General features: G+C 64.2%; 25 protein-coding genes and 1 riboswitch. Of the genes, 7 read left to right on the forward strand and 18 right to left on the reverse strand.

Annotation, left to right across the window (positions count from 1 at the left end; translation table 11 throughout):
* Nucleotides 1-31: 31 nt before the first annotated feature.
* A complete protein-coding gene (locus tag BUB23_RS07315; protein WP_073102439.1) occupies nucleotides 32-925 on the reverse strand; it encodes a lysophospholipid acyltransferase family protein in 894 nt (297 codons plus the stop codon).
* Entirely contained in the window at nucleotides 925-1,776 is an 852-nt protein-coding gene (locus tag BUB23_RS07320) for a lysophospholipid acyltransferase family protein (protein ID WP_073102440.1), read from the reverse strand. Before BUB23_RS07320 ends, BUB23_RS07315 begins: the two co-directional genes overlap by 1 nt.
* A 248-nt stretch (nucleotides 1,777-2,024) precedes the next feature.
* On the opposite strand from BUB23_RS07320, the gene metK reads away from it, so the two are divergent.
* Nucleotides 2,025-3,188 (forward strand): methionine adenosyltransferase, encoded by a 1,164-nt coding sequence (gene metK, locus BUB23_RS07325; protein ID WP_073102441.1) that lies wholly within the window; start codon nucleotides 2,025-2,027, stop codon nucleotides 3,186-3,188.
* Here the strand turns inward: metK and BUB23_RS07330 are convergent.
* Together BUB23_RS07330 and BUB23_RS07335 are read right to left on the reverse strand one after the other, a co-directional pair.
* Complete coding sequence (locus BUB23_RS07330; RefSeq protein WP_073102442.1) at nucleotides 3,172-3,750, reverse strand: DUF2478 domain-containing protein; 579 nt, start codon at nucleotides 3,748-3,750, stop codon at nucleotides 3,172-3,174. The two genes, metK and BUB23_RS07330, sit on opposite strands and share 17 nt — an antisense overlap.
* Nucleotides 3,740-4,636 carry a DUF364 domain-containing protein gene (locus BUB23_RS07335; protein ID WP_073102443.1) on the reverse strand — a complete coding sequence of 299 codons (897 nt, stop codon included), beginning with the start codon at nucleotides 4,634-4,636 and terminating at the stop codon, nucleotides 3,740-3,742. Before BUB23_RS07335 ends, BUB23_RS07330 begins: the two co-directional genes overlap by 11 nt.
* Before the next feature lie 258 nt (nucleotides 4,637-4,894).
* Here BUB23_RS07335 and BUB23_RS07340 point away from each other — a divergent pair, with 258 nt between their 5' ends.
* The 4 genes from BUB23_RS07340 (at nucleotide 4,895) to metF (ending at nucleotide 7,971) form a co-directional block, all read left to right on the forward strand.
* Nucleotides 4,895-5,110 (forward strand): DUF1289 domain-containing protein, encoded by a 216-nt coding sequence (locus BUB23_RS07340; RefSeq protein ID WP_073102444.1) that lies wholly within the window; start codon nucleotides 4,895-4,897, stop codon nucleotides 5,108-5,110.
* 57 nt (nucleotides 5,111-5,167) lie between these two features.
* A riboswitch (S-adenosyl-L-homocysteine riboswitch) is annotated at nucleotides 5,168-5,271 on the forward strand.
* A 70-nt stretch (nucleotides 5,272-5,341) separates the two neighbouring features.
* Nucleotides 5,342-6,760 (forward strand): adenosylhomocysteinase, encoded by a 1,419-nt coding sequence (gene ahcY / locus BUB23_RS07345; protein WP_073102445.1) that lies wholly within the window; start codon nucleotides 5,342-5,344, stop codon nucleotides 6,758-6,760.
* 36 nt (nucleotides 6,761-6,796) lie between these two features.
* Complete coding sequence (locus BUB23_RS07350) at nucleotides 6,797-7,135, forward strand: phage holin family protein (protein WP_073102446.1); 339 nt, start codon at nucleotides 6,797-6,799, stop codon at nucleotides 7,133-7,135.
* Nucleotides 7,132-7,971 carry a methylenetetrahydrofolate reductase [NAD(P)H] gene (gene metF, locus BUB23_RS07355; protein ID WP_073102447.1) on the forward strand — a complete coding sequence of 280 codons (840 nt, stop codon included), beginning with the start codon at nucleotides 7,132-7,134 and terminating at the stop codon, nucleotides 7,969-7,971. Before BUB23_RS07350 ends, metF begins: the two co-directional genes overlap by 4 nt.
* A gap of 49 nt (nucleotides 7,972-8,020) precedes the next feature.
* On the opposite strand, the gene BUB23_RS07360 is transcribed toward metF, so the two are convergent.
* Nucleotides 8,021-8,653 carry a 5-formyltetrahydrofolate cyclo-ligase gene (locus tag BUB23_RS07360; RefSeq protein WP_073102448.1) on the reverse strand — a complete coding sequence of 211 codons (633 nt, stop codon included), beginning with the start codon at nucleotides 8,651-8,653 and terminating at the stop codon, nucleotides 8,021-8,023.
* Between the two features lie 75 nt (nucleotides 8,654-8,728).
* Here BUB23_RS07360 and BUB23_RS07365 point away from each other — a divergent pair, with 75 nt between their 5' ends.
* Both BUB23_RS07365 and BUB23_RS07370 read left to right on the forward strand, forming a co-directional pair.
* The gene (locus BUB23_RS07365) at nucleotides 8,729-10,849 is read left to right on the forward strand and encodes a lytic transglycosylase domain-containing protein (RefSeq protein ID WP_245801192.1); all 2,121 of its coding nucleotides are present in this window, start codon (nucleotides 8,729-8,731) and stop codon (nucleotides 10,847-10,849) included.
* The gene (locus BUB23_RS07370; protein ID WP_073102449.1) at nucleotides 10,846-11,973 is read left to right on the forward strand and encodes a tRNA nucleotidyltransferase/poly(A) polymerase-related protein; all 1,128 of its coding nucleotides are present in this window, start codon (nucleotides 10,846-10,848) and stop codon (nucleotides 11,971-11,973) included. Before BUB23_RS07365 ends, BUB23_RS07370 begins: the two co-directional genes overlap by 4 nt.
* Nucleotides 11,974-11,991: 18 nt before the next feature.
* Here BUB23_RS07370 and BUB23_RS07375 read toward each other — a convergent pair whose 3' ends face one another.
* The 13 genes from BUB23_RS07375 to BUB23_RS07425 form a co-directional block, all read right to left on the reverse strand.
* Nucleotides 11,992-13,218 (reverse strand): class I SAM-dependent methyltransferase, encoded by a 1,227-nt coding sequence (locus tag BUB23_RS07375; protein ID WP_084135864.1) that lies wholly within the window; start codon nucleotides 13,216-13,218, stop codon nucleotides 11,992-11,994.
* A gap of 15 nt (nucleotides 13,219-13,233) precedes the next feature.
* Nucleotides 13,234-13,662 (reverse strand): TOBE domain-containing protein, encoded by a 429-nt coding sequence (locus tag BUB23_RS07380; RefSeq protein ID WP_245801193.1) that lies wholly within the window; start codon nucleotides 13,660-13,662, stop codon nucleotides 13,234-13,236.
* 157 nt (nucleotides 13,663-13,819) lie between these two features.
* The gene (locus tag BUB23_RS07385) at nucleotides 13,820-14,614 is read right to left on the reverse strand and encodes a class I SAM-dependent methyltransferase (RefSeq protein ID WP_073102451.1); all 795 of its coding nucleotides are present in this window, start codon (nucleotides 14,612-14,614) and stop codon (nucleotides 13,820-13,822) included.
* A gap of 108 nt (nucleotides 14,615-14,722) precedes the next feature.
* On the reverse strand, nucleotides 14,723-14,890 hold the full coding sequence (locus tag BUB23_RS26990) for a hypothetical protein (protein WP_178372284.1): 168 nt from the start codon (nucleotides 14,888-14,890) through the stop codon (nucleotides 14,723-14,725).
* A 138-nt stretch (nucleotides 14,891-15,028) separates the two neighbouring features.
* On the reverse strand, nucleotides 15,029-15,430 hold the full coding sequence (locus BUB23_RS07390) for a type II toxin-antitoxin system MqsA family antitoxin (RefSeq protein WP_073102452.1): 402 nt from the start codon (nucleotides 15,428-15,430) through the stop codon (nucleotides 15,029-15,031).
* A gap of 2 nt (nucleotides 15,431-15,432) precedes the next feature.
* On the reverse strand, nucleotides 15,433-15,747 hold the full coding sequence (locus tag BUB23_RS07395; RefSeq protein ID WP_073102453.1) for a type II toxin-antitoxin system MqsR family toxin: 315 nt from the start codon (nucleotides 15,745-15,747) through the stop codon (nucleotides 15,433-15,435).
* A gap of 49 nt (nucleotides 15,748-15,796) precedes the next feature.
* Complete coding sequence (locus BUB23_RS26995; protein WP_178372285.1) at nucleotides 15,797-15,967, reverse strand: hypothetical protein; 171 nt, start codon at nucleotides 15,965-15,967, stop codon at nucleotides 15,797-15,799.
* A 74-nt stretch (nucleotides 15,968-16,041) separates the two neighbouring features.
* On the reverse strand, nucleotides 16,042-17,742 hold the full coding sequence (locus BUB23_RS07400; RefSeq protein ID WP_073102454.1) for a DEAD/DEAH box helicase: 1,701 nt from the start codon (nucleotides 17,740-17,742) through the stop codon (nucleotides 16,042-16,044).
* Between the two features lie 344 nt (nucleotides 17,743-18,086).
* Nucleotides 18,087-18,863: a uracil-DNA glycosylase gene (locus BUB23_RS07405; RefSeq protein WP_073102455.1), complete on the reverse strand. Its 777-nt coding sequence runs from the start codon at nucleotides 18,861-18,863 to the stop codon at nucleotides 18,087-18,089.
* Nucleotides 18,864-18,878: 15 nt separating this feature from the next.
* Nucleotides 18,879-19,331: an HIT family protein gene (locus tag BUB23_RS07410; protein WP_073102456.1), complete on the reverse strand. Its 453-nt coding sequence runs from the start codon at nucleotides 19,329-19,331 to the stop codon at nucleotides 18,879-18,881.
* Complete coding sequence (gene pap, locus BUB23_RS07415) at nucleotides 19,328-20,851, reverse strand: polyphosphate:AMP phosphotransferase (RefSeq protein ID WP_073102457.1); 1,524 nt, start codon at nucleotides 20,849-20,851, stop codon at nucleotides 19,328-19,330. The genes BUB23_RS07410 and pap overlap by 4 nt, the downstream gene beginning before the upstream one ends.
* Nucleotides 20,852-20,911: 60 nt before the next feature.
* The gene (trpC, locus tag BUB23_RS07420) at nucleotides 20,912-21,706 is read right to left on the reverse strand and encodes an indole-3-glycerol phosphate synthase TrpC (RefSeq protein WP_073102458.1); all 795 of its coding nucleotides are present in this window, start codon (nucleotides 21,704-21,706) and stop codon (nucleotides 20,912-20,914) included.
* 162 nt (nucleotides 21,707-21,868) lie between these two features.
* Nucleotides 21,869-22,786, reverse strand: a complete 918-nt coding sequence (locus BUB23_RS07425; protein WP_084135899.1) for a uracil-DNA glycosylase — start codon at nucleotides 22,784-22,786, stop codon at nucleotides 21,869-21,871.
* Nucleotides 22,787-22,832 lie beyond the last annotated feature (46 nt).

A 22,832-nucleotide genomic window follows, 5' to 3' on the forward strand; every position in this document is an offset into this window, starting at 1 on the left:
ATTTGTCCGCACACTTTGTTGCGGCGGGCCGCTAATAAAGCCGGGCCTCGCCTTCGGGCCGCGACTTGAAGCGGCGGTGCACCCAGTAGTATTGGGGCGGATCGCTGCGCACCCAGTCTTCTATCAGCCGATTCAGGCGCAAGGTGGCCTGCTCCGGCGTCTGTTCTCCCGGGAAGTCATCCAGAGGCGGCAATACGCTCACGTGGTACTGGCCGGTGGCGGCATCGAGCTGGCTGATGATGGGCACGACGGCGGCATCCCAGGCTTTGGCGATCTGGGCGGTGGCCAGCAGGGTGGCCGCCGGCACATTGAAAAACGGTATGAAGGCGGCGCCGGCGACGCCGAAATCCATGTCGGGCAGGTAGTACACGGGTATGCCGTTGCGCAGATGCCGGATCAGCCCGCGGACGCCGTCGTGGCGGCTCACCAGGTTGACCCGGTTGAAGCGGCCGCGTCCTTCCCTCACCAACTGGTCGATGGCGGGACTGCTCTGGCGCGTGTACATGGTGGCCGACTCGTGCAGGAACATGGTCAGCCGGGTGGCGGCGGCATCCAGTCCGATGAAATGCGGCGCCAGCAGGATGATTCTGCGCCTGGCCTTGAGCAGCCCGTCCAGGTGCTCCAGCCCCGTGATGGGCGTGGCGGCGAGTATGGCCGAGGGCGCGCCGAACCAGAACAGCCCGCGGTCGACGATGGACAGCGCCAGCAAGTCAAAATGCCGCCGGAGCCAGGCTTCGCGCTCCTGGGGCGAGCGTTCGGGAAAGCACAGCGCCAGGTTGGTGCGCACGATATGGGCGCGTGATCGCATCAGCCTGGCCGCCAGCCAGCCCAGGGCGCGCGCCCAGCGCTGCCGGGTGGGCAGGGAACTGCGGCCGAAGTAGGAAAAAAGGGAACGAAGCAGGGATAATTTTTTATTGGACGTCATTACAGCGTATCCGCGGGACGAGGCGGCGCTCCTGGTGGGGTTTTGTAGCGGTTGTAGCTCCATAGATACTGCTGGGGAAAGCGCCGGATCAGCGTTTCCATGGCGCTGTTGATGGCGCTGGCCTGGGCCTGCGGCTCGGCGGGCAGCGGTTCGGGCAGCCTGACATAGTGGATGCGCCAGCCCTTGCCGGCGGGCAGGCGCTCGCCCGCCGTCAGGATCACCGCGACGCCGGTCTGCGCGGCCAGCTTGCCCGCCAGGGTCATGGTGTAGGCCTGCCTGCCGAAGAAAGGCGCCCAGACGCCATCGCCGCTGCCGGGGACTTGGTCGGGCAGCATGCCCACGGCTTCGCCGCGTTTCAAGGCACGCACGAATTCGCGCACCCCCTGCATATTGGCGGGCACGGCCTTGAGCCCCGAAGTATTGCGCGCCTGTTCCATGACGGGCTCCAGGAAAGCCTGGCGCGGCGGCCGGTACATCACCGTGATGGGGCCGTGCTGGATCAGGTAGCGCGCGGTGATTTCAAAGCAGCCCAGGTGGGGCGTGAGGTAGAGAATGCCGCGGCCTTCGGCCAGCGCCTCGTGCACGACGGCATTGTCGTCGCTTTGCACCTTTTGCAGGCATTGTTCGTTCCGCAGCCAGACCTTGGGCATTTCGAGGATCATCTTGCCGGCCTGGCCGGCCGATTTGCGCGCGAAGGCCGCGCCGGCGTAGCCGGCCTGGCTGGCATTGGCGCGCAGGCGCTGGCGATACTTGCCTGGCCAGGCGTAGACGGCGCGCCCCGCGAGATTGCCCACGCCATGCAGTATCGGCAGCGGCAGCCATGCCAGAAAACGGAAGAAAACCAGGAACATGAGGCGGTCATAACCCTTATGCAAGAAGTGTAAAAAGATGCGCTGGCGTATTTTCGCTTAAAATACTGTTCATCGCTGAGTTAACCGACAACTTGCGGAGCGATCGCACGCCGTTTCCAGGAACGGGGTGTACAAAACCCGCTAAAGCGTCGCGCCCTGATCAACACTGCTCTGCAGGCATCCGAGGTGCAACGCGTTTCGTTCAACCTCCATGCTGGGCAACCAGTGCTTTTACAGGACGTATCGCCGTGGCAAATAACGATTTTCTGTTCACATCCGAATCCGTATCCGAAGGTCATCCCGACAAAGTCGCCGACCAGATCTCCGATTCCATTCTGGATGCCATTTTCACCCAGGACCCCAACGCCCGTGTCGCCGCCGAAACGCTGTGCAACACCGGCCTGGTCGTCCTGGCGGGTGAAATCACCACGACAGCCAATGTCGATTACATCCAGGTCGCGCGCGACACGATCAAGCGCATAGGCTACGACAACACCGAATACGGCATTGATTACAAAGGCTGCGCCGTACTGGTGGCCTACGACAAGCAGTCGCCCGATATTGCGCAGGGCGTGGACCGCAGCCAAGAGGAAATCCTCAACCAGGGCGCCGGCGACCAGGGCCTGATGTTCGGCTACGCGTGCGACGAAACCCCGGACCTCATGCCCGCCCCGATCTGGTATGCGCACCGCCTGGTGCAGCGCCAAAGCGAACTGCGCAAAGACGGCCGCCTGCCATGGCTGCGTCCCGACGCCAAGTCGCAGGTCACCTTCCGCTATGTCAACGGCAAGCCCGTGGAAGTCGACACCGTCGTGCTGTCGACCCAGCATGCCCCGGAAATTTCCCAGAGCGACATCAGGGAAGCGGTGATCGAGCACATCATCAGGCCCAGCTTCCCCGACGGCCTGCTCACGCCCCAGACCAAATTCATGGTCAACCCCACGGGGGTGTTCGTCATCGGCGGCCCGCAGGGCGATTGCGGGCTTACCGGCCGCAAGATCATTGTCGATACCTACGGCGGCGCCTGCCCCCATGGCGGCGGGGCTTTTTCGGGCAAGGATCCTTCCAAAGTGGACCGCTCGGCCGCCTATGCCGCGCGCTACGTGGCCAAGAACATCGTGGCCTCCGGGCTGGCGCGCCAATGCCAGCTGCAGGTCAGCTATGCCATCGGCGTAGCCGACCCGATCAATATCACGGTGTACACGGAAGGCACGGGCGTCATCCCGGATGACCAGATCGCCCGCCTGGTGCGCGAGCATTTCGACCTGCGTCCCAAGGGCATCATCAACATGCTGGACCTGCTGCGTCCCATCTACGCCAAAACCGCCGCTTACGGGCATTTCGGCCGCAGCGAACCCGAGTTCAGCTGGGAAGCCACCGACAAGGTGCAGGTCCTCAAGAAAGCGGCCTGATCGACGGTTCGCCGGCCTGTTCCAGGCCTGCCTCGCATTCGCGGGGCAGGCTGGCATACCATTCCCGCAGTGATTCCGCGCTGGGCGGCAATTCCGCCGCCATGCCGCCGGTAAAGCGGCGCCAGCCGGCCAGGTATTTCCGTTCGACCACAGTCAGCACGGGGATATCGGCGCTCATGAGGGCCAGCAGGTCGCTTGCAAAGCCGCCGCCCTCGGTTTCCAGCGTGCCAAAACGGTTGACCACCACCAGGTCCGCGCCCTGCTCGCACGCCCGGCGCAATATGATGCTGGCTTCTGCCAGCGCGCCCGGATCGACGCAGCAGCCCCGCGCGCCGGCGCCGCGGTCCTGGGAGATGGACAGGCGCGAGCCGTCGGCCAGGTCTATGATGCCCATTTGCCGCGCGCCGGTGGCGCTGAGGGTCTGCGGCGCCTGTACGACGCCATGGACCCTCAAGCCCTGGCGCTTGAGCTGCATTGCGAAGCGCAGCAGCAGTTCATCGCTGTGGTCCTGGCTGTCGTGGAGGATGGCGGCGGCGGGAATGCCGGTGTATTCATCGTTCATGTAGGCGGATTCCGGATTGGAACTGCGAGGCTTCGAGCGGGGCCTGCGGCAGATGCAATGTTACGCGTTCGACGGTCTTTTCAAAAAAATGATAGCCCGAGCCGCCTTCGGCCAGGAGGTCCAGCAAAGGGTCGGGCTGCCTGACCCGCGTGCCCCCGATCAGCGTGACGCCGTGCCTTGCATAAGGCTGCGCCGCCAGCGTCGCGGTGGGGCCTATCAGGGCCACTTGCGCGCCGGGGGCGACGAGCGCCAGCAGGTCGTCCACGCTGCCGTTGATCAGGGTGGTGCCGGTCGAGATCAGTATATTGGCCCAGGGAATGACAGCCGCGGCGCTATCGGCGGGGGCGTAGTAGGGCATTTCATCGGGCTTGAGCGTGGCGGGGTCGAGCTCCAGCACTTTGAACTCCACGCCGCGCTTGCGCAGTTCGCGCATGAAGGGAGGGAATGCGCCGACCAGGACGACCCGGTCGCCGGGATGCATGGGAATTTGCTGGAAGGCGTCGCCATGGCTGAGCACCGCATCCTGCGGCGGCCCATCGCGCAGCCAGAGGGTTTCGGCCAGGGCGTTGAGCGTGGCGATGGCCAGCGCGCGGCGCATGTCCTGGGGCCGATACAGGTCTTCGAGCGCCTGGGTGACGGGCTTGCCGCGCAGTTTGCCCGACGAGGGCAATGCCATGGCCGAGCTGGGGCAGCAAACCGCATACGGCACGCTCTTGATCGGCGTGGCGCTCATTCCGCCATGGCCATTGTTGAGCTTGACGCCGGTAAAGAAAATGCCGACCACGACTCTTTCGAGGAACAGGTCTTCTATTGCGGGGCCCAGCCTTGCGCATATGTGCTGATGCAGGTCGGCGAGGAGGGATGGCGTGTCGCTGGGGATGGTCATGGTGGCTTGCTTCCGAAAGGCCGCTTTTGTCTGTATTCCCCGGTACGGCGCAGGGCCTGGCCGGGATTTTGCCGCGGAGGGGGGCGAAACTGGGCTGCAGCGATGAGCAAGCCGGTTTCATATATTAGATAATATATGACCATATGGCCTTGATGGCGATCAATACATACTGCGGGCGCGGCGCGGGCATGCGCAAGAGCCTGCTTGCGATAGGGGCTATTCCCATGCCCGCGCCGCGCAGTGCTACCATGCACGCCTATGGATAATCCAGTTTCCGAACGCGACGACAGCCACGCCTTGCGGGTCACCGACTCCCCTTGCGTGGCGGTTTGCTCTACGCTGTACGACGATATCTGCCGGGGCTGCGGGCGCACCGCCATGGAAGTGGCCAATTGGGTCTTTTTCGACGACGAGCAAAAAAGACAGATATGGCAGCGCATCACCGCGCAGGGCTATCCGCGCCGCAAAGGCTAGCGGCGCCGGCCGGGGCCGTTCTCGGCGGGCGGGCGCATAATTGCGCTACAATTGCTCCTTCCTGAGGGGCGCTGCGACGGGGCTGGGATTGGGCCGACAGGCTTTTCAGTAACACCCGCTAGGCTCAGGATCATCTTTTGTTTCAACGGCGCTCATCATTTCCTGTACGGGCGAAGATGAGCTGTTGTTGTTGCGAGGCTTGCGCTGGTGCAGGTTTATTGGGATAAAACCATGAACACTGTCGCTGACGCTGCATTTACCGATTACAAGATTGCCGATATCGGCCTGGCCGGCTGGGGTCGTCGCGAAATCGCGATCGCCGAAACCGAAATGCCCGGCCTGATGTCCACGCGCGAAGAATACGCCGCATCTCAACCCTTGAAAGGCGCGCGCATTGCGGGCAGCCTGCACATGACGATCCAGACGGCCGTGCTGATCGAAACCCTGCAAGCGCTGGGCGCCGAGGTGCGCTGGGCATCGTGCAATATTTTTTCCACCCAGGACCATGCCGCGGCGGCCATCGCCGCCACCGGGACTCCGGTGTTCGCCATCAAGGGCGAAACGCTCGAGGACTACTGGAAATACACTCACCAGATTTTCCAGTGGCCCAATGGCCAGCATGCCAACATGATCCTCGACGACGGCGGCGACGCCACGGTGCTGCTGCACCTGGGCGCCAAGGCCGAAGGCGACATATCGGTGCTGGACAAGCCCACGAGCGAAGAAGAGCGCGTGCTGTTCGCCGCCATCAAGGCGCAGCTGGCGCGCGATCCCAAGTGGTATTCCACTCGCCTGGCGCAGGTCAAGGGCGTTACCGAGGAAACCACCACCGGCGTGCATCGCCTGTATCAAATGTCCAAGAAGGGCGAGCTGGCCTTCCCCGGCATCAACGTCAACGATTCGGTGACCAAATCCAAATTCGACAACCTGTATGGCTGCCGCGAATCCCTGGTCGACGGCATCAAGCGCGCGACCGACGTCATGGTCGCCGGCAAGGTTGCCGTGGTTTGCGGTTTTGGCGATGTCGGCAAGGGTTGCGCCCAGGCGCTGTCGGCCTTGCGCGCCCAGGTCTGGGTCACGGAAGTCGACCCCATTTGCGCCCTGCAGGCCTCCATGGAAGGCTATAAAGTCGTCACCATCGAGGAAGCCGCCGACAAGGCGGATATCTTCGTCACCGCCACCGGCAACTACCATGTGATCACGCGCGAACACATGGACCTGATGAAAGACCAGGCCATCGTTTGCAATATCGGCCACTTCGACAATGAAATCGACGTCGCCTCCATCGAGGGCCTGCAATGGGAAGAAGTCAAGCCCCAGGTCGACCATGTGATTTTCCCCGACGGCAAGCGCATCATCCTGCTGGCCAAGGGCCGCCTGGTGAACCTGGGCTGCGCCACCGGCCATCCTTCATTCGTCATGTCGGCATCGTTCACCAACCAGACCATTGCGCAAATCGAGCTCTACACGCGCGGCGAAGCCTACGAGAAAGGCCAGGTCTATGTGCTGCCCAAGCATCTGGACGAAAAAGTGGCGCGCCTGCACCTGAAGAAGCTGGGCGTGCGCTTGACCGAGCTGCGCCAGGACCAGGCCGACTACATCAACGTGCCGGTGGCCGGACCCTACAAACCCGAACACTACCGTTATTAATCCAGCCTGCAGGGCTTACCAAAGGAGCATTACGCTATGGAACTGATACTTGTCTGGATTTTGAATGCCGTGGCCTTGCTGGTCGTGGCTTATATATTGCCCGGCATCACGGTGGCATCGTTCGGGTCGGCGCTGATCGCGGCCCTGGTGCTCGGCTTGCTCAACACCCTGGTCAAGCCGCTGCTCATCTTGCTGACCCTGCCTATCACCATCGTTACGCTGGGCCTGTTCCTGCTGGTGCTCAATGCGCTGGTGTTCTGGTTCGCCGGCTCGGTGCTCAAGGGCTTCCAGGTCAGCGGATTCTGGTGGGCCTTGCTGGGCGCTTTTGTCTATAGCGTGGTGTCCGGGCTTTTGTCGAGGCTGTTGGTCCAATGAGCTCCACGAAGGCGATCAGTCTGGAGTTTTTCCCGCCCCGCGACATTGCGGCCCAGGAAAAGCTGGTGCGATCGGCCAAGCAGTTGCTGGCCCTGCATCCGGCCTACGTCAGCGTAACCTTCGGCGCCGGCGGCTCGACCCGCACCGGCACTGCCGATACGGTGCGCCTGCTGCAGAACCTGGGCTGCGACGCCGCGCCGCATTTGTCGTGCATAGGGGCGACCCGCGCGGTGCTGGCCGATATACTGGATAGCTATCGCGAGCAGGGCATCAGGCGCATAGTGGCGCTGCGCGGCGATTTGCCTTCGGGCATGGGCGGCGACCAGGGCGAATTGCACTACGCGAGCGAACTGGTGGCGTTCATCCGCCAGCACAGCGGCGACTGGTTCCACATCGAAGTGGCCGGCTATCCCGAGATGCACCCGCAGGCGCCGGGCGCCGCCGCGGATCTCGACCACTTCGTGAACAAGGTCCGGGCGGGCGCCAATAGCGCGATCACCCAGTACTTCTTCAACGCCGACGCGTATTTCGACTTTGTCGACCGCAGCCGCGCCAAGGGCGTCGATATTCCTATCGTGCCGGGCATCATGCCCATCACCAACTATGCGCAGCTGGCGCGCTTTTCGAATATGTGCGGCGCGGAGATCCCGCGCTGGATACGCTTGCGGCTGGCCGATTTCGGCGACGACAAGGCTTCGATCAAGGCGTTTGGCGTGGAAGTCATTTCGCGCCTGTCGCAGGACCTGCTCGACAACGGCGCGCCGGGGCTGCATTTCTATACGCTCAACAACGCCGAAGTGACCATGGCGATATGGCGGCAACTGCGCCTGGATTGACGCGCGCCGGTCCGGCCCGCGCCGGGGGCCTGGCCCGCCGGCGCCGCCATTACGCCAACACCGGCGCGGGCACAGCCCAGCCCTTGTCGGTCAGGATGCCGTCGAGCTTTACGTCGTGGGGGGCGGGCGTATGCGGTTCGCCGGACAAGTCCCCGGTGGCCCAGGCTATGCCTATGCTGATATAGGAATGGTTCTGTTCCTTCATGGCCGCCAGGGTGCGGTCATAGTATCCTTTGCCGTAGCCGACGCGGTCGCCCTGGCGGGTGTAGCCCAGCGTGGGCACCAGGATGATGTCGGGCAGCGGCGCGGGTTCGCCTATCGGTTCGCGTATGCCGTAGGCGCCTTCCTGCATGGGGGCGTCCGGTTGCCACAGCCTGAATTCGAGAGGGGCGTTCGGGCTTGCCACGACGGGCAGCGATACGCGGTATCCTTCTTCTTCCACCCATTGCCGCAGCAGCGGCTGCAACTGGGGTTCATCCTCTGTCGACCAGAATGCCGCGATGTGGCGCGGCAGGGGCTTGCCGGCTTCCAGCAATTTGCTGCGGTTGGTCGCCAGCCAGGTAAACAACCGGCCCCGTATCAGCAGCCCGCCGCGGTTGCGGTCTATGGGGCTCTGGGCTGCCCGCAGCTGTTTTAGTCGCACGCGTAGCGGGACTGCGTTATTCTCTGTGCTGTTATTCATGGCGGTGTTATGTGGGGTCAAGACAAGATGGTAGACAATAGGCAACGGTATCAGAAAACCAGGAACTTTTCTGCTATGGCTCCCGCCCATTGTTCGCGGGCCGCCCTTTGGCTGGCGCTTTCGGTCGGCCTGGTGGGCTGTGCCGGCGCCGAGCGGCCGGTCCATTCGGCCACGGCGGCCGACGCCTCAAGCGCAACGGCCGCGCCAGGCCTGGCCAATGCCGAGCTGCGGCAGTCTCTGCTTGCCCCTGGCCCGCCGCAACAGGCCGGCCTGCCGGCTGCCGAGGGTGGCGCGGCCCCAGCCACCGTCACCTTGATTACGCCACCCGTGGCGCGCCAGGCCGTGCTCGATGCGCGCGAGGCCATGCAAAAGAAACAATGGTCCCGCCTGGAAGGCCTGGCGCCGCTCGCCCAGGCCGACCCGGTGCTGGGCGCATACGCCGAGTACTGGCTGTTGCGCCAGCAGCTGCAAGACAGCAGCCAGCCGGTGCCGGACGCCCGGCTGCAGCGGTTCATGGCGGTCAATCAGGACGCCTATCTGGCCGACAAGCTCAAGGCCGACTGGATCGTGGCCGCGGCGCGCTCCGGCAACTATGCGCTGGTCAATCGATTGGGGCCTGTGGTCAACAGCAATGCCCATGTGGAGTGTTCGCGCCTGCTGTCCCAGCACATGGCCGGGGAGCGCGTGAAATCGGTCCAGGTCATGGCGGCGTTCCAGCCCAACCGCGCCTGCTGGAGCATGCTGGACCAGATGGAAAGCAGCAAGGTGGTGGGCTGGAAAGAACTGGAGCCGCTGCTGCGCGCCACGCTGGAGACCAACAAGACGGGCGACGCCCAGCGCCTGGCCGCCGTCATGTTCGACACGACAGACATGGTGGCCTACGCCGCCCTGATGAAGAACCCCAAGAAGTGGCTGGCCGGCCGCAAGCCTCCCCGGTCGCGCGCCGATATCGAGCTGGTCACCATTGCCCTGTCGCGGCTGGCCTACGGCAAAGAGCGCAGCGAGAACGCGGCCTATGTGGAAAGCGCGTGGTCCAAGTCCATCCCGAAGCCGAATATCGAATGGGTATGGAGCCAGTTCGGCCTGGTTGCCGCCCTGAATGTCGAGCAGGACGCCGCGGCCTGGTACCGTCGCTCCGGCAATGCCCGGCTGACCGATTACAACCACGCCTGGCAGGTCCGCGCGGAACTGCGCCAGCCGCGCATAGACTGGGACTGGGTGGCCAAGTCGATACGCAGGATGTCGGCCGGCCAGGCCGCGGAGCCGGTGTGGGTCTATTGGTACGCCCGCGCCCTGGCGGCGCAAGGCAATCAAAAGGCGGCCGCCCAGCACTATGAATCGATCGCCGGCGAACTCAGCTTTTATGGCCAGCTGGCCAGCGAGGAGCTCGGCAAAACCCCGGTCTTGCCGCCAGCGCCCGCGGTGGTCAGCGCCGCTGAATTGCAGGCGGCCAAGTCCAATCCTGGCCTGCAGCGCGCCATTCAATTGTTCGACCTGGGCTGGCGCCCCGAGGCCGTGCCCGAATGGAATTTCGCCATCAAGGATATGAGCGACCGCCAGCTGCTTGCCGCCGCCGAGCTTGCGCGCCAGGAACACATCTACGACCGCGTGGTCAACACGTCGCTGCGCACCGAGAAGGAAATCGACTTCACGCAGCGCTTCATCGCGCCGTTCGAAGGCCGGGTCGCCGAGAAAGCGCGCCTGATCAACCTGGATCCCGCGTGGGTGTACGGCCTGATCCGCCAGGAGTCGCGCTTCATTACCGATGCGCGCTCGCGCGTCGGCGCATCGGGCCTGATGCAGTTGATGCCGGCCACCGCGCGCTGGGTCGCCAAGAAGATAGGCATGAAGGACTTCTCACCGTCCTCGGTCAACGACTTCGACACCAACACCGTGCTGGGCACCAATTATCTCAGCATGGTGCTCAGCAACCTCAACGGTTCCCAGGTACTGGCCACGGCGGGTTATAACGCGGGCCCCGGGCGCCCGGTGCAGTGGCGCTCCAAGCTTGCCGCGCCGGTGGAAGGCGCGATCTTCGCCGAGACCATACCGTTTACCGAAACGCGCTTGTACGTCAAGAACGTCATGTCCAACGCCACGTATTACGCCATGCTGTTCACAGGCAAGCCGCATTCGCTGAAAGAGCGCCTGGGCACGGTGTCGCCCCTGCCGCAGAAGCGTATCGATCTGCCATGAGCGACCCCGCCATCCAGGGGCTGGATGTATATATCGTGGGCGGAGCGGTCCGGGACGCGCTGCTTGGCCTGCCCGCCGGGGACCGCGACTGGGTGGTCGTGGGCGCGACTCCCGAGCAAATGGCCAGGCGCGGCTTCATTCCGGTGGGCGGCGATTTTCCAGTCTTCCTGCATCCCGGCAACAAGGAGGAATACGCGCTGGCGCGCACCGAGCGCAAATCGGGGCGGGGCTACAAGGGCTTCACCTTCTATACCGGCCCTGATGTCAGCCTGGAAGCCGACCTGCAGCGGCGGGACCTGACGATCAACGCGATTGCCCAGGCGCCCGACGGGCGCCTGGTCGACCCGCTGGATGGCCAGGCCGATATCAGGCACAAGGTGCTCAGGCATGTCGGGCAGGCCTTTGCCGAGGACCCGGTGCGCTTGCTGCGCCTGGCCCGCTTCGCCGCGCGCTTCCACGATTTTTCCATTGCGCCCGAAACGCTGGAACTGGCGTGCCGGCTGGTGGACCAGGGCGAGGTCGATGCGCTGGTTCCCGAGCGTGTCTGGCGCGAAATGGCCAAAGGCCTGATGGCCGACAGGCCCGGCCGCATGTTCGATGTGCTGGCGGCCACCGGCGCGCTGCCGCGCGTCCTGCCGGGCCTGCGGTTCGAGGCGCCGATAGCCGACGAACTGGCGATTGCGGCGCGGGCCGGGCTGGGCCTGCCCGCGCGCTTTGCATTGCTGTGCCGCTTGTCGGACGCGCCAGAGAGCATAGGCAGGCACGTGCGCGCTCCCGGCGACTGCCAGGACTACGCCCGGCTTTTGCCCATGGTGCTGGCCGGTATCGAAGCGCAGCGCCGCGGCGCGGCGCGGGATGCCCGGCACTGCGCGCAAGCCTGCCTGGACCTGATGGAGCGCTGCGACGCCTTGCGCAAGCCCGAGCGCTTTCTCGACCTGATCGCGGCCGCCGCCTGCGCGCGCGAGGCTGACCAGGGGGCATGGCGCGCGCGGGTAGCCGCCATCCGGTCCATAGACGCCGGCGCCATTGCCAGGCGCATGCAGGGCGAGCCGCTGCGCATCAAGGAAGCATTGCACGGCGCCCGTTTGCGCGCGCTGGAATCCTTATCCGGGGCCGCGCCGTAAGCCTGCGGGACACCGGTCCTACAGGCGGTCGCGCCTGTCGCCGCGGACAAAGCCGACCAGCGGCCCGTCGATGCCGCGGCCTATGGCCAGCACCTTGAACAATTCGCCCATCTCGGCTTCGGACAGCAATTTCTGCGCCGCGGACAAGGTCCGCGCCTGGGCCGCCGTATCGGCTTGCGCCAGCAGCTCGGGCATGCCGGCGTTCATCAGGAAGCGCGCCTGCGAGGTATAGCCCAGCACATCCAGGCCGCCTTCCAGGGCGGCATCGGCCATCGCGGTGAAGTCGACATGGGTGGTGATGTCCTGCAGGCCCGCGTAAACCAGGGGCTGGCTATGGGCGTGGTGGCGAAAATGGCACATCAGCGTGCCCTCGTTGCGTTGAGGGTGATAATACTCGCGTTGCGGAAAGCCGTAATCGATCAGCAAGGCCGCCCCCCGCTTCAGCCAGGAGCCCATCTGCGCCACCCAGGTTTCGGCCTGGCGGTTGATTTCCGACTGATAGCCGGGCAGCGGCGGCATGCGGCCGGCGATGGCGTCCTGCAGCGGCTGGCTGGCCAGGCGCTGCGCCAGTTCAAAGGGGGATCCCTCGCTCCCGGAGCCCGCGCCGTATCCGGCGAGGCCTCTTGCAGGCAGGCCTGGCCCGGCGCGAACGCCGATCTCCATGACCCGGCCGTCATCGCTCCAGCGAAACAGGGTGGCCGGCATGGCGTCCAGGACTTCGTTGGCCAGTACACAGCCGCAAAAGGCTTCCGGCAGGGCGTCGAGCCAGCTTACGCTTGCGCCGAAGCCGGCAAGCCGCTGCCGCTGCCGCGCCCGCAAATCGGCCGATACTTCGAGTATTTGGTAGACGGGCTCGATGCCCAGCCCGCGCAGGGCTGGAATCATGGCCTCCGCCAGCGCGCCCGATCCGGCGCCGAACTCCAGCACATGGGTGTCATTGCTGGCCTCGAGCACCTGCGCGACCTGCCGCGCCAGGGTCTGGCCGAACAGCGGCGTCATTTCGGGCGCCGTGGTGAAGTCGCCGGTAGGCAGGGCCGCGCCGAATTTGGTGTTGCCCGCGGCGTAATAGCCCAGGCCTGGCGCATAAAGCGTCAGGTTCATCCATTGCTCGAAAGGCATGAAGCCCTGCTCCATGCCGACGATCTGCCGGACCAGGAAAGATTCCATCGCCTGCTTGTGGGCGGCGGAATCGCGGTCCAGGCCGGGCAGGCCGGAAGGGGCAAGAGTTTGAATCGGGGAAGACATGTTGCGCCGCGGGCCTCAGGCGGGCGCGCCGATAATCACGCTGGATGCCTTGAAGATTGCGCCGACGCGGCCGCCTTCGGCCAGTTCCAGCGTCCTGGCGCTTTCATTCGTGACGATGGCCGCGATGCTGCCGCCGCCTTCGAGGTCCACCACGACCTCTGTGTTGACCGCGCCCGGCTGCAGGCGGGAAATTTGCCCCCTCATCCGGTTGCGCGCCGAGAAGCGCACGTTATCATCCTCGGATACGATAATGATCCAGGACGCCTTGATCAGGGCGAAGGCCGAGCCGCCCACCTGCAGGCCGAGGTCTTCGGAGCTCTCGCGGGTAATGATGGCGGTCAGGCGATGGCCCTCGGCGGTTTCCAGCTGGATTTCGTCGTTGACCGCCCCTTTTTTCATGGCGCTTATTTTGCCAAAGAATTGATTGCGCGCGCTGGTTTTCATATTCCACCTCCGGATGGAAAGGATATCGTTCATAGTGCCATCGGCCTGATCGCTGATCAGTGCCAGCCGATAGCATAACGCGTCCGGAGCCGCGGCGGCTCCTGCCGCGGGCGGGCCTATGAATCCGTCCTCGTGGGCGGGCACGGCGCCGCCCGCTTCATGGCCTTGGTTCCCATGACATGAAGGCCCAGCGCATGGGGCCGCCGCCTTCGCATGCGCGCTGCGGGTCGTCCTCGTACCATGTGCGCAGGGCGTCGAGTTCGGATGTTTTCAGGGTGCCGAAGGACCAGGCCACTTTTTCGGCGAAGGTGGCGAAATCCTTGGCGCCGGCCAGGCGGCTGGGGGTTTCGATGTAGTCCAGTCGCGGATGGATGCCCAGCGCGTGCAGGATGTTGACGACATAGATGTAATCGGGAACAGTCTGGTGGTGCCTGCCCAGCAAGGTTGCGATCTGCTTGTCCACGAAGTATCCGCCTACCAGATGGGTCATGTAGACGCGCTTGCGGGCATGCGAATTGAGCTTGATTATGGCTTGCTCGATATCGTCCACCGCCGTGGAGCGCGAGGCAATGGCAATGTCGCACACGGGGACCTGCGACCAATCGTCCTCCCAGGCGCAGCGCAGCGGCACCACATTATCCAGATGGCGGGCCTTGGCGTTCGCCATCAGGCAGTCCAGCATCTTCTTGCTGTAGTCCAGCCCATAGACGCGCTGCATTCCGGCGGCAAGGGGCAGGCAGACCGTGCCGGGCCCGCAGCCGACGTCCAGCAGCGTGCTGGCCCCGCGCAGATCCATGCGCTTGATGAAGTCATCCACATAGTTGCTGTGCAGGACCTTGCGGCTCATGTCCTTGGCGCGCGCATCCCAGGCGCTGGCGGGCTTGGGCGCCCGATTGCCGCGGCGCATATGCTGGCGGTAAAGCTCGGCAAAATCTATCTTGGCTATCGTCATGGACCATGATCCGGGAGAACACGTTATATTTGATTGTATATTACGAAAGCGGGTGCCGATGGCCTGGATCAGCGGTTTCAAGGCGGGGCGCCCCGCGGCGGGCAGGCCTCAGTCCGGCTTGCGTTTTTTCAGTATATAAAGGGCGTAGCACATGGACAGCAGGAAGGCGACCAGCAGCGCAACCATGATTGCGACAAGATAGTTGTTGAAGACTACCCATAGAGGCAGCGAGAGTAGCAAGGCGAACGCAAGTGGCTTGCGCAGAAGCTGTTTCATGGTGTCAGGCATCGCCTGGCGGGCGCGCGGGATAAGGGCAAGGCCTCATTGTAGCCATTCTGGCCAAGCGGAAAAATGCTGTATGGCGCAAGGCAGTGCGCCGGGTGCAAGGCCTGAAGATCTTTGCAGAAAGGACCTTTAGGCTGCCCTGACTTCGATCAGCAATTCCGGATGACGATCCAGCACCTTGAGCAGCTTGATCAGCGCCAATGGTGGCTTGGTCTTGCCGTTCTCGTAGCGCGAGAATGCATTGACTCCGCCACCGAAAATCTCCGCTGCCTCGCGCTGATCCAGCGCCAGCTTCTTGCGTACGGCGGCGATGAAGCCGGGATCGATGATAGAGGCATTCACCTGTTTATTGAATTCCAGCATCGCGGCAGTGGCGCGTGCGGACTCAGCGGCATCCAGGACGCTTTCACCGCAGGCCGGGCAGTAGTTGCCGGCCACAGCCTGTATGGTGCTTGTCTGGCCCTTGTAGATATATGGCAGGTCGCGTGTGTCATGCACCAGCTCGGCTGCGGCGCAAATGGGGCATTTCATGTTCACAGCTCCTTGAAGGACACGATGAGTACGTCATCGATGACCGTCAGTTTCAGGTAGATCGTGCCCGCGACCGTCCTGGTTCGGTATACGTCTTGCCAAATACGGTGGTCGGCGTGCGTGGCCATGCTTTTGTAGAAGTCTCGAGGCGTCAGCGCCATGATGACTTCAATCATTCCGCTGAAATCCAGCCCCAGGGCAGCACCGCCGGACAGCGCCGAGAAAGTGGCTCTGACTTGGCCAGCCTCGATCAGCGCTTTGAGCACCCATAGTCTGCAATGGGGGCGTGCTTTTTTCCATGTAAATGCTAACCCAATAGGTTAAATTAGGCAAGTAGGTTAATTGCGCAGACGGCAGCGCGCTTGTTCATGCCGTGGTCTCTTGGCTGCGCTCTGTTCCAGAGATTGCCTTGCGGCGGTTCGCCATTGCTTCAGCCACCTGGCGCCCCGAGGCATCCTCGGTAAGAACATAACGCAGGAATATCGCTGCGGTCTTATGCGCAGTGAGCATCATGTCCACCTTGGTCGGGAAGTGCAAAAAAAATCCCGCGCAAGGCGGGGTTCGCTGGTCAGGCCGGCAAAGCCGGCCCGGCCACATGCTGCGTGGGCTGCTTACGATGCGAAGTCGCGGCGTGCCGCGCTTTTGCCGCGGGTCGAAGTCGGCTTGCCGGCAAAGCCGGGGCGCGCGCCGGGCTTGGCGCCCGGACCCTTGTGGGCGAAGTCGGGGCGGGCGGCGCGGACCGGGCGGTCGCCGAATGCCGGACGGTCGCTGAACGCGGGCCGGTCGGACTGGGGGCGTTCGCTGCGCACTGGACGGGTATCGGCGCCTGCGTGCTCGCTGCGGCCTTTATAGCCGCCGCTGCGCTCTTCACCGCCAAAGCTCTTGCGGCTGTCGGCGGCGCGGTCATATGACGGGCGGCCTTCGTAGGCTGGGCGATCGCTGCTGCGCGCAGGACGGCCTTCGTAGGCAGGCTTGTCGCCAAAGCGCGGCTTGTCGCCGAAGGCAGGCTTGTCGCCGAAGCGCGGCTTGCCTTCGTAGGCGGGCTTGTCGCCGAAACCGCCGCGATCGGCGCCTGGCTTGCGTGCATAGCTGGGCTTGCCGCCGCCGAAGCCGGCGCGAGGCGCAAAACTCTTGCCGCTGCCCTTGCGGTCCGTATAAGTGGGACGCGCCGTTTTCTTGGGCTCCAGGCCTTCGATTTCCTGCGACGGAATAGGCTGGCCGATGAAATGTTCGATGCGGCGCACTTTATGGCGTTCCGAATGCGTAGCCAGCGTGAAGGCCTGGCCGTTGCGTCCGGCGCGGCCGGTGCGGCCGATACGGTGAACGTAGTCTTCGGCCTGCATGGGCAGGTCGTAGTTGACGGCGTGGCTGATGCCCTGCACGTCGATGCCGCGGGAGGCCACGTCGGTGGCCACCAGGATGCGCAACTGGCCTTTCTGCAGCATGCCCAGCGTGCGGGTGCGCTGGCGCTGATTCATGTCGCCATGCAAGGCGGCGGCTGCGAAGCCTTGATCGTTCAGGCGGTCGGCCAGATCGTCGGCGCCGCGCTTGGTCGAGGTGAATACAATGGCCTGGTCCAGATTGGCATCGCGCAACACGTGGTCGAGCAAGCGCATTTTGTGGCCGTTGTCATCGGCGTACAGCAGGCTCTGCGTAATGTTGGAGTGCTTTTCTTTCTGGCTGGACAGCTGGATCTGCTCGGGATTGCGCATCATCTTGGAGGCGAGGCGGGCGATGGTGCCGTCCAGGGTGGCCGAGAACAGCAGTGTCTGGCGTTCTTTGGGCGTGCTGCCGACTATCGTTTCGATGTCTTCGATGAAGCCCATGTCCAGCATGCGGTCGGCTTCGTCCAGGACGAGGGTGTGAACCGTCGACAGGTTGACGCGCTTGGCTTGCAGGTGGTCAATCAGGCGGCCGGGCGTGGCGACCAGCACGTCTACGCGGCGTGACAGGGCCTTGAGCTGGGCGCCGTAAGGCATGCCGCCAACCACGACGGCAATGCGCAAGTCCTTGAGATGCGCGCCATAGAGCTTGGTGGCTTCGGCAACTTGCATCGCGAGTTCGCGGGTGGGGGTCAATACCAGCACTTGCACGCCCGTACCCTTGTTGGCCGGCATGCTTGAAATGCGGTTCAGGGCGGGAAGCATGAAGGCGGCGGTCTTGCCGCTGCCGGTTTGTGCGGAAACCATCAGGTCGCTACCCGCCAGCGCCTTGGGAATGGCGGCTGCCTGGACGGGAGTCGGCTCGGTAAAGCCGGCTTTCAGGACGGCGGACAACAGGGAGGGGGTGAGACCTAAAGTATCAAAAGACATGCGTGATCCTTTGCCGTGCTAACGGCATACACTAGCGAGGGCAGATATGTGAGCCCGAGGCGCTGGTTGATTGGAGCATCGTGCCGACCGAATCAACCTAAAGTGCAGCGTAGTGTCTTGGAAGACGCAGCGTAAGGCTCGGGGGTCAGGGAGCGATGGCGTTCGACATGGGTGCTGAGAAGTCAGTCAACTGCTGTATACAGCATGCGCTGTATGAAAATGTCGACGCATTGATTAATGCAGTGCCAGGAGTATAACCTTATTTCCGCATCCGGGGAAACCCCTATCGTTGTTGCATTGCAACGGGCGCCGAATATTTATGCCGTTCACGCGCCATGACGCTTTCATGGCGCGCTTGCGCCGCCTATCCAGTCTATGGCTGCCTCCCGCTGCTGCTCCAGCCAGGCGTTGGCCTGGGCGAAGTGCCCGCAGCCTATGAAAGGCTTGGGCGGCCGCTGCGCCGACAGCGGCGATGGGTGATTCGCGGTCAATACCTTCAGGGGGCCGCCGCGGGTATCAGCCAGCAAGGCTTGCTTGCTCTGCGCATGCGCGCCCCACAGCATGAAGACTTTGGCCTGCGGCGATTGCGCCACGCGCCGGATGATGGCGTCGGTGATTTCTTCCCAGCCCCTCTTGGCATGCGATCCGGGGCTGCCGGCCTCGACAGTCAGCGAGGTGTTCAAGAGCAGCACGCCCTGCCTGGCCCAGTCGCCCAGGTAGTGGGCTTTGCGGCGCGGCGCGCCGGGATATTCCAGCGCCAGTTCTTTGAAGATATTGCGCAGGCTGGGCGGGCAGGGGCAGGCGTCGGGCACGGAAAAAGCCAGACCCTGCGCCTGGTTGGGGCCGTGGTAGGGATCCTGGCCCAGGATGACGACGCGCACGCTATCGGGTTCCACGTACTCCAGCGCGCGAAAGACCAGGCGCGGGTAGATGACGGCACCGCTTGCCAGCCTGCCGGCCAGGAAGGCCGACAGGCTTTTCAAGGTCTCCTGCGTGCCGGTTTCCTGCAGCGTTTGCCGCCAGGCGGGCGACAGGCGCGCCAGTTGCGCCTGGGGCGGTTCGAGCAGGGTGTTGTCGGCCGCGGAAAACAGGCTGTCTTGCGCGATGGGCTTGGTTGGCATGTTGGTGGTCCAGGGTCAGCGCCGCGATAGCGCCGCGGCCAGTTCAGTGTGGAAGTCCGGCAGCAGCGCCAGGATCCGCGCCTTGTGCGCCTGCCAGGCCTGCTCGGCCGCGGGCGGACGCGGGGGCGCGGGCGCCCAGATGGCTTGCGGGAAATGGCTGTCGTCGGCCCAGCGCGGGATGACATGCCAGTGCAGGTGGGGCACCATATTGCCCAGTTGCGCGAGATTGATTTTGCCGGGCCGCAGGACCTGGCGCTGCGCCTGCTCGACCTGCCAGACGACGGACATGATTTCATCGCGTTCAGCGGCCCGCAGCTCGCTCATTTCGCCGACGTGGTCCTGCCAGATGACGCGGGTGAAGCCGGGATGCGAGGCGTCGTCCACCTTGACGACCCGCAGCCGGCTGTTGCGCCAAAGCACGTCGCCGCCCGGGTTGGCGCACAAGGGGCAATTGCCGGATGATGTCATAGCGCTTTTTCCACCGCCTGCACGATGTGTTCCAGTACGGCGACGCGGGCGTGCTGCTTGTCGTTGGCCGGCAGCACGAGCCACGGGCAATCGGCCGTGTCGCTGCGGGCGAACATGTCGTTGGCCGCCAGTTGGTAGGCGTCCCATTTCTTGCGGTTGCGCCAGTCGTCGGCGGTGATTTTGAACGATTTGAACGGCGACGCTTCGCGTTCGCGGAAGCGCTTGAGCTGCTCTTCCTTGGTGATGGCCAGCCAGAACTTGACGACCAGGGCGCCGCTGCCGCGCAACTGGGCTTCGAACTGGTTGATCTCGGCATAGGCGCGCTGCCATTCCGCCGCCTTGGCATAGTTTTCCACGCGCTCGACCAGGACCCGCCCGTACCAGGAGCGATCATAGATGGCCACGTTTCCCGGGCGCGGCAGGTCGCGCCAGAAGCGCCATAAATAAGGGTGCGCCGATTCTTCAGGACTGGGAGCGGAAATCGGGATGGCGTGGAATTGCCTGGCGTCCAGCGCATGGGTGATGCGCCGTATCGCCCCGCCTTTTCCGGCGGCGTCATTGCCTTCGAAAACCAGGATCAGCGGCAGCCTGCTGAACTTCTTGCTACGGGCCAGTTCGGCCAGGCGGCCTTGCCACATGGCGAGCTGCTCTTCGTATTCCTTGTCGCTCAGGGTGGCGCGATAGTCCAGGTCTTCCAGCCTGACCGCCTTGCGCTGCGCCGCGCCGCGCAAGGCGGCTTTTATTTCGGCGGCTCTCAATGCCTGGCCGCTGGCCTCCATGGCGCCGCTGTCGGGCAAATCGGCGACAGGCTTGTGCGCCGCGCGCCGCAAGGCGGCAAGCACCGCCTGGCCGGTGGCGATGGAGCGCATCTGCTCGTCGGCGCTGGGTATGACCTGCCATGGCGCATGATCGCTATGAGTCAGGGAAATGCCCAGCGCCCCGGCGTCGCGCAAGCGGGAGAATTTTTTCCTTGCCTTGATTTCCTCGGGGCGCACCTGCCATGCGGTCCTGGGGTCGGACAGCAACTGGTCTATGCGCGCCCGCTGGGCATCCTGCGACAGGTGATACCAGAGCTTGATGATCTGGACGCCGTCGTTCGACAGCAGGTTTTCGAAGTGGCGGATATCCTGGGCGTGGGCCTGGATGGCCGCCTGGTCGGGCCTTTTCCTGGCGGCTTCCTGGAACAGGGGCTGGTACCAGGAGCCGAAGACTATGCCTATCTTGCCGCCGGCCGGCAGTTGCCGCCAGTAGCGCCAGAGGAAAGGGTGATCCTTTTCCTCGGCCGTGGGCGCGCCGAAGGCCATGGTCCGGATATGGCGCGCGTCCATCCATTCGTTCAGCAGGCTGACGGAGGCGCCCTTGCCGGCGCCGTCAATGCCGGCGACGACGATCAGCAAGGACCGCTGCGCCTTTTTCAGCCGCGCATATTGCGCTTTGAGCAGGGCCGCGCGCAGCTTGGCCTCCAGCGGCCTGGCTTGCTCTTTAGTGAGCCGGGGGTCGGATTCAGCAGTGTCGAACATAGGCCTTGTCGCAAGATTTTCCAGCGGGTTTACGGGGAAAGCCGGGCGCCGCGGCCCGCATCAGGCGCCAAAGAACAGCTTTTGCAGCGCTGCGCCGGGCTCGGGCGCCCGCATAAAGGCTTCGCCCACCAGGAAGGCATCGACATTGTTGTCGCGCATCAGCTTGACGTCGTCCTGGGTCAGGATGCCGCTTTCGGTGATGACGCGCTTGCCCTCGGGAACGGCGGCCAGCAGGTCCAGGGTGGTCTGCAAAGAGGTTTCGAAGCTGCGCAGATTGCGGTTGTTGATGCCCACCAGCGAGGTGTTCAGCTCGAGCGCGATATCCAGTTCGGCGCGGTCGTGCACTTCGACCAGGACGTCCATGCCCAGTTCGGCGGCGATGCCTTCGAATTCGCGCAGTTGCTGGGGCGCGAGAGCGGCCACGATCAGCAGGATGCAATCGGCGCCGATGGCGCGGGCATGGACGATCTGGTAGGGGTCGATCATGAAGTCCTTGCGCAATACCGGCAAGGTGCAGGCGGCGCGCGCCTGGCGCAGATAGTCGTACGAGCCCTGGAAAAACTGCACGTCGGTCAGGACGGAAAGGCAGGCCGCGCCATGCGCGGCATAGGAAGTGGCGATTTCAACCGCGTTGAAATTTTCGCGGATGACGCCCTTGGAAGGGGATGCCTTCTTGATCTCGGCAATGACGCCGGGCTTGCCCTGGGCGATTTTTTCTTCTATGGCGCGGGCGAAGCCGCGCAGGTCCTTGCGGCTTTTGGCCTCGCGCAGCATATCGGATTCACTGCGCATCTGCCGCGCCGTGGCGATCTCGATTTTCTTGATATCCAGTATTTTTGCCAGAATGTCGTTCATGCGGAAAGTGTCCGGGTATAGGGTGCAGAGTTAGTCAAGCCAGGCGGCCAGCCCGCGCCGTGCCCCAAGATCTCATGAGGAAGGCTGTTGGCATTGCCGGGGCGTCGCGGCATCCGGGGCTTTTCGCGGTTGTTGACCTTGATAGGGCGATTAGACACCATTTCACCAAAGGGCACCCTGCCTGGGCTCGGGCAAGGGGCCAGCCTGTTCCGCCCGCGCGGCCGGCTGGTCCGGAGCGGCCGGGGCCGGGGCCGGGGCCGGGGCGGGAGCGGGAGCGGGCGGGCAATCCTGGCTGACGGGAGGCGGCTCGGGCGGCACGCGGTTTTCCAGCCAGTCTATGCCTGTTTCCCCGTGTTCCCGCAGCCATTCGTTGGCCTTCAGGAAATGGCCGCAGCCTATGAAGGGCCTTGGCGGGCGCAGCGCCGACAGCGGCGAGGGATGATTGGCTTTGAGCACCAGCAAAGGCCCTTGGGGCGGATGGCTGTCCAGCAGGGCCTGCTTCGATTGCGCATGCGAGCCCCACAGCAGGAATGCCTTGGGGCGCGGTTCGCGCAGCACCCGCGCCAGAATGGCGTCGGTTACGGCTTCCCAGCCGCGCTTGGCATGGGATGCCGGCTTGTGGGCCTCGACCGTCAGCGACGTGTTCAGCAGCAGCGCTCCCCGCCGCGCCCAGCGGATCAGGCTGTTGCGCTGGCGGGTGAACGTGTCCGGGTACTCGCGGGAAAGTTCGGCGAACATATTGAGCAGGCTGGGCGGAGCGGGGCAGCGATCCGGCACCGAGAACGCCAGGCCCTGCGCCTGGTTGGGACCGTGGTAGGGATCCTGCCCCAGGATCACGACCTGCACATCCTGGGGGGCGACTTCCAGCAAGGCGCGAAAAGGACGCAGGGGGAATATCCGCAGGCCCTGGGCCAGACGTTCGTCGAGGAAAGCGTCCATTTCCTGGAGGACCCGCCGCGTGGGCTCGTCGGCCAGCGCGTCTTGCCAGGCTTGCGGCAGGGCCTGCAGGTGGGCGCCCAGGCCGCCCTGGAAGGCGTTCTGTATCGCGGGATAGTGATGATCGGAGTCGTTGGTGGACATGAACATACGAGGCGGGGATCGCCGGGCGAATTCATCGAAGCTGCCA

The sequence above is a fragment of the Pollutimonas bauzanensis genome (assembly GCF_900129885.1).
Lineage (GTDB): Bacteria > Pseudomonadota > Gammaproteobacteria > Burkholderiales > Burkholderiaceae_B > Pollutimonas > Pollutimonas bauzanensis.

What these genes read in the sequence shown, in the direction of transcription:
- ahcY (WP_073102445.1), top strand. Translation starts at nt 5,342, where the DNA reads ATGAACACTGTCGCTGACGCTGCATTTACCGATTACAAGATTGCCGAT.
- BUB23_RS07335 (WP_073102443.1), bottom strand. Translation starts at nt 4,636, where the DNA reads ATGACCATCCCCAGCGACACGCCATCCCTCCTCGCCGACCTGCATCAG.
- BUB23_RS07385 (WP_073102451.1), bottom strand. Translation starts at nt 14,614, where the DNA reads ATGACGATAGCCAAGATAGATTTTGCCGAGCTTTACCGCCAGCATATG.
- BUB23_RS07370 (WP_073102449.1), top strand. Translation starts at nt 10,846, where the DNA reads ATGAGCGACCCCGCCATCCAGGGGCTGGATGTATATATCGTGGGCGGA.
- BUB23_RS07400 (WP_073102454.1), bottom strand. Translation starts at nt 17,742, where the DNA reads ATGTCTTTTGATACTTTAGGTCTCACCCCCTCCCTGTTGTCCGCCGTC.
- BUB23_RS07405 (WP_073102455.1), bottom strand. Translation starts at nt 18,863, where the DNA reads ATGCCAACCAAGCCCATCGCGCAAGACAGCCTGTTTTCCGCGGCCGAC.
- BUB23_RS07320 (WP_073102440.1), bottom strand. Translation starts at nt 1,776, where the DNA reads ATGTTCCTGGTTTTCTTCCGTTTTCTGGCATGGCTGCCGCTGCCGATA.
- BUB23_RS07410 (WP_073102456.1), bottom strand. Translation starts at nt 19,331, where the DNA reads ATGACATCATCCGGCAATTGCCCCTTGTGCGCCAACCCGGGCGGCGAC.
- BUB23_RS07350 (WP_073102446.1), top strand. Translation starts at nt 6,797, where the DNA reads ATGGAACTGATACTTGTCTGGATTTTGAATGCCGTGGCCTTGCTGGTC.
- BUB23_RS07330 (WP_073102442.1), bottom strand. Translation starts at nt 3,750, where the DNA reads ATGAACGATGAATACACCGGCATTCCCGCCGCCGCCATCCTCCACGAC.
- trpC (WP_073102458.1), bottom strand. Translation starts at nt 21,706, where the DNA reads ATGAACGACATTCTGGCAAAAATACTGGATATCAAGAAAATCGAGATC.
- BUB23_RS26990 (WP_178372284.1), bottom strand. Translation starts at nt 14,890, where the DNA reads ATGAAACAGCTTCTGCGCAAGCCACTTGCGTTCGCCTTGCTACTCTCG.
- BUB23_RS07425 (WP_084135899.1), bottom strand. Translation starts at nt 22,786, where the DNA reads ATGTCCACCAACGACTCCGATCATCACTATCCCGCGATACAGAACGCC.
- BUB23_RS07315 (WP_073102439.1), bottom strand. Translation starts at nt 925, where the DNA reads ATGACGTCCAATAAAAAATTATCCCTGCTTCGTTCCCTTTTTTCCTAC.
- BUB23_RS07375 (WP_084135864.1), bottom strand. Translation starts at nt 13,218, where the DNA reads ATGTCTTCCCCGATTCAAACTCTTGCCCCTTCCGGCCTGCCCGGCCTG.
- BUB23_RS07360 (WP_073102448.1), bottom strand. Translation starts at nt 8,653, where the DNA reads ATGAATAACAGCACAGAGAATAACGCAGTCCCGCTACGCGTGCGACTA.
- BUB23_RS07380 (WP_245801193.1), bottom strand. Translation starts at nt 13,662, where the DNA reads ATGAAAACCAGCGCGCGCAATCAATTCTTTGGCAAAATAAGCGCCATG.
- BUB23_RS07390 (WP_073102452.1), bottom strand. Translation starts at nt 15,430, where the DNA reads ATGAAATGCCCCATTTGCGCCGCAGCCGAGCTGGTGCATGACACACGC.
- pap (WP_073102457.1), bottom strand. Translation starts at nt 20,851, where the DNA reads ATGTTCGACACTGCTGAATCCGACCCCCGGCTCACTAAAGAGCAAGCC.
- BUB23_RS07340 (WP_073102444.1), top strand. Translation starts at nt 4,895, where the DNA reads ATGGATAATCCAGTTTCCGAACGCGACGACAGCCACGCCTTGCGGGTC.
- BUB23_RS07365 (WP_245801192.1), top strand. Translation starts at nt 8,729, where the DNA reads ATGGCTCCCGCCCATTGTTCGCGGGCCGCCCTTTGGCTGGCGCTTTCG.
- metF (WP_073102447.1), top strand. Translation starts at nt 7,132, where the DNA reads ATGAGCTCCACGAAGGCGATCAGTCTGGAGTTTTTCCCGCCCCGCGAC.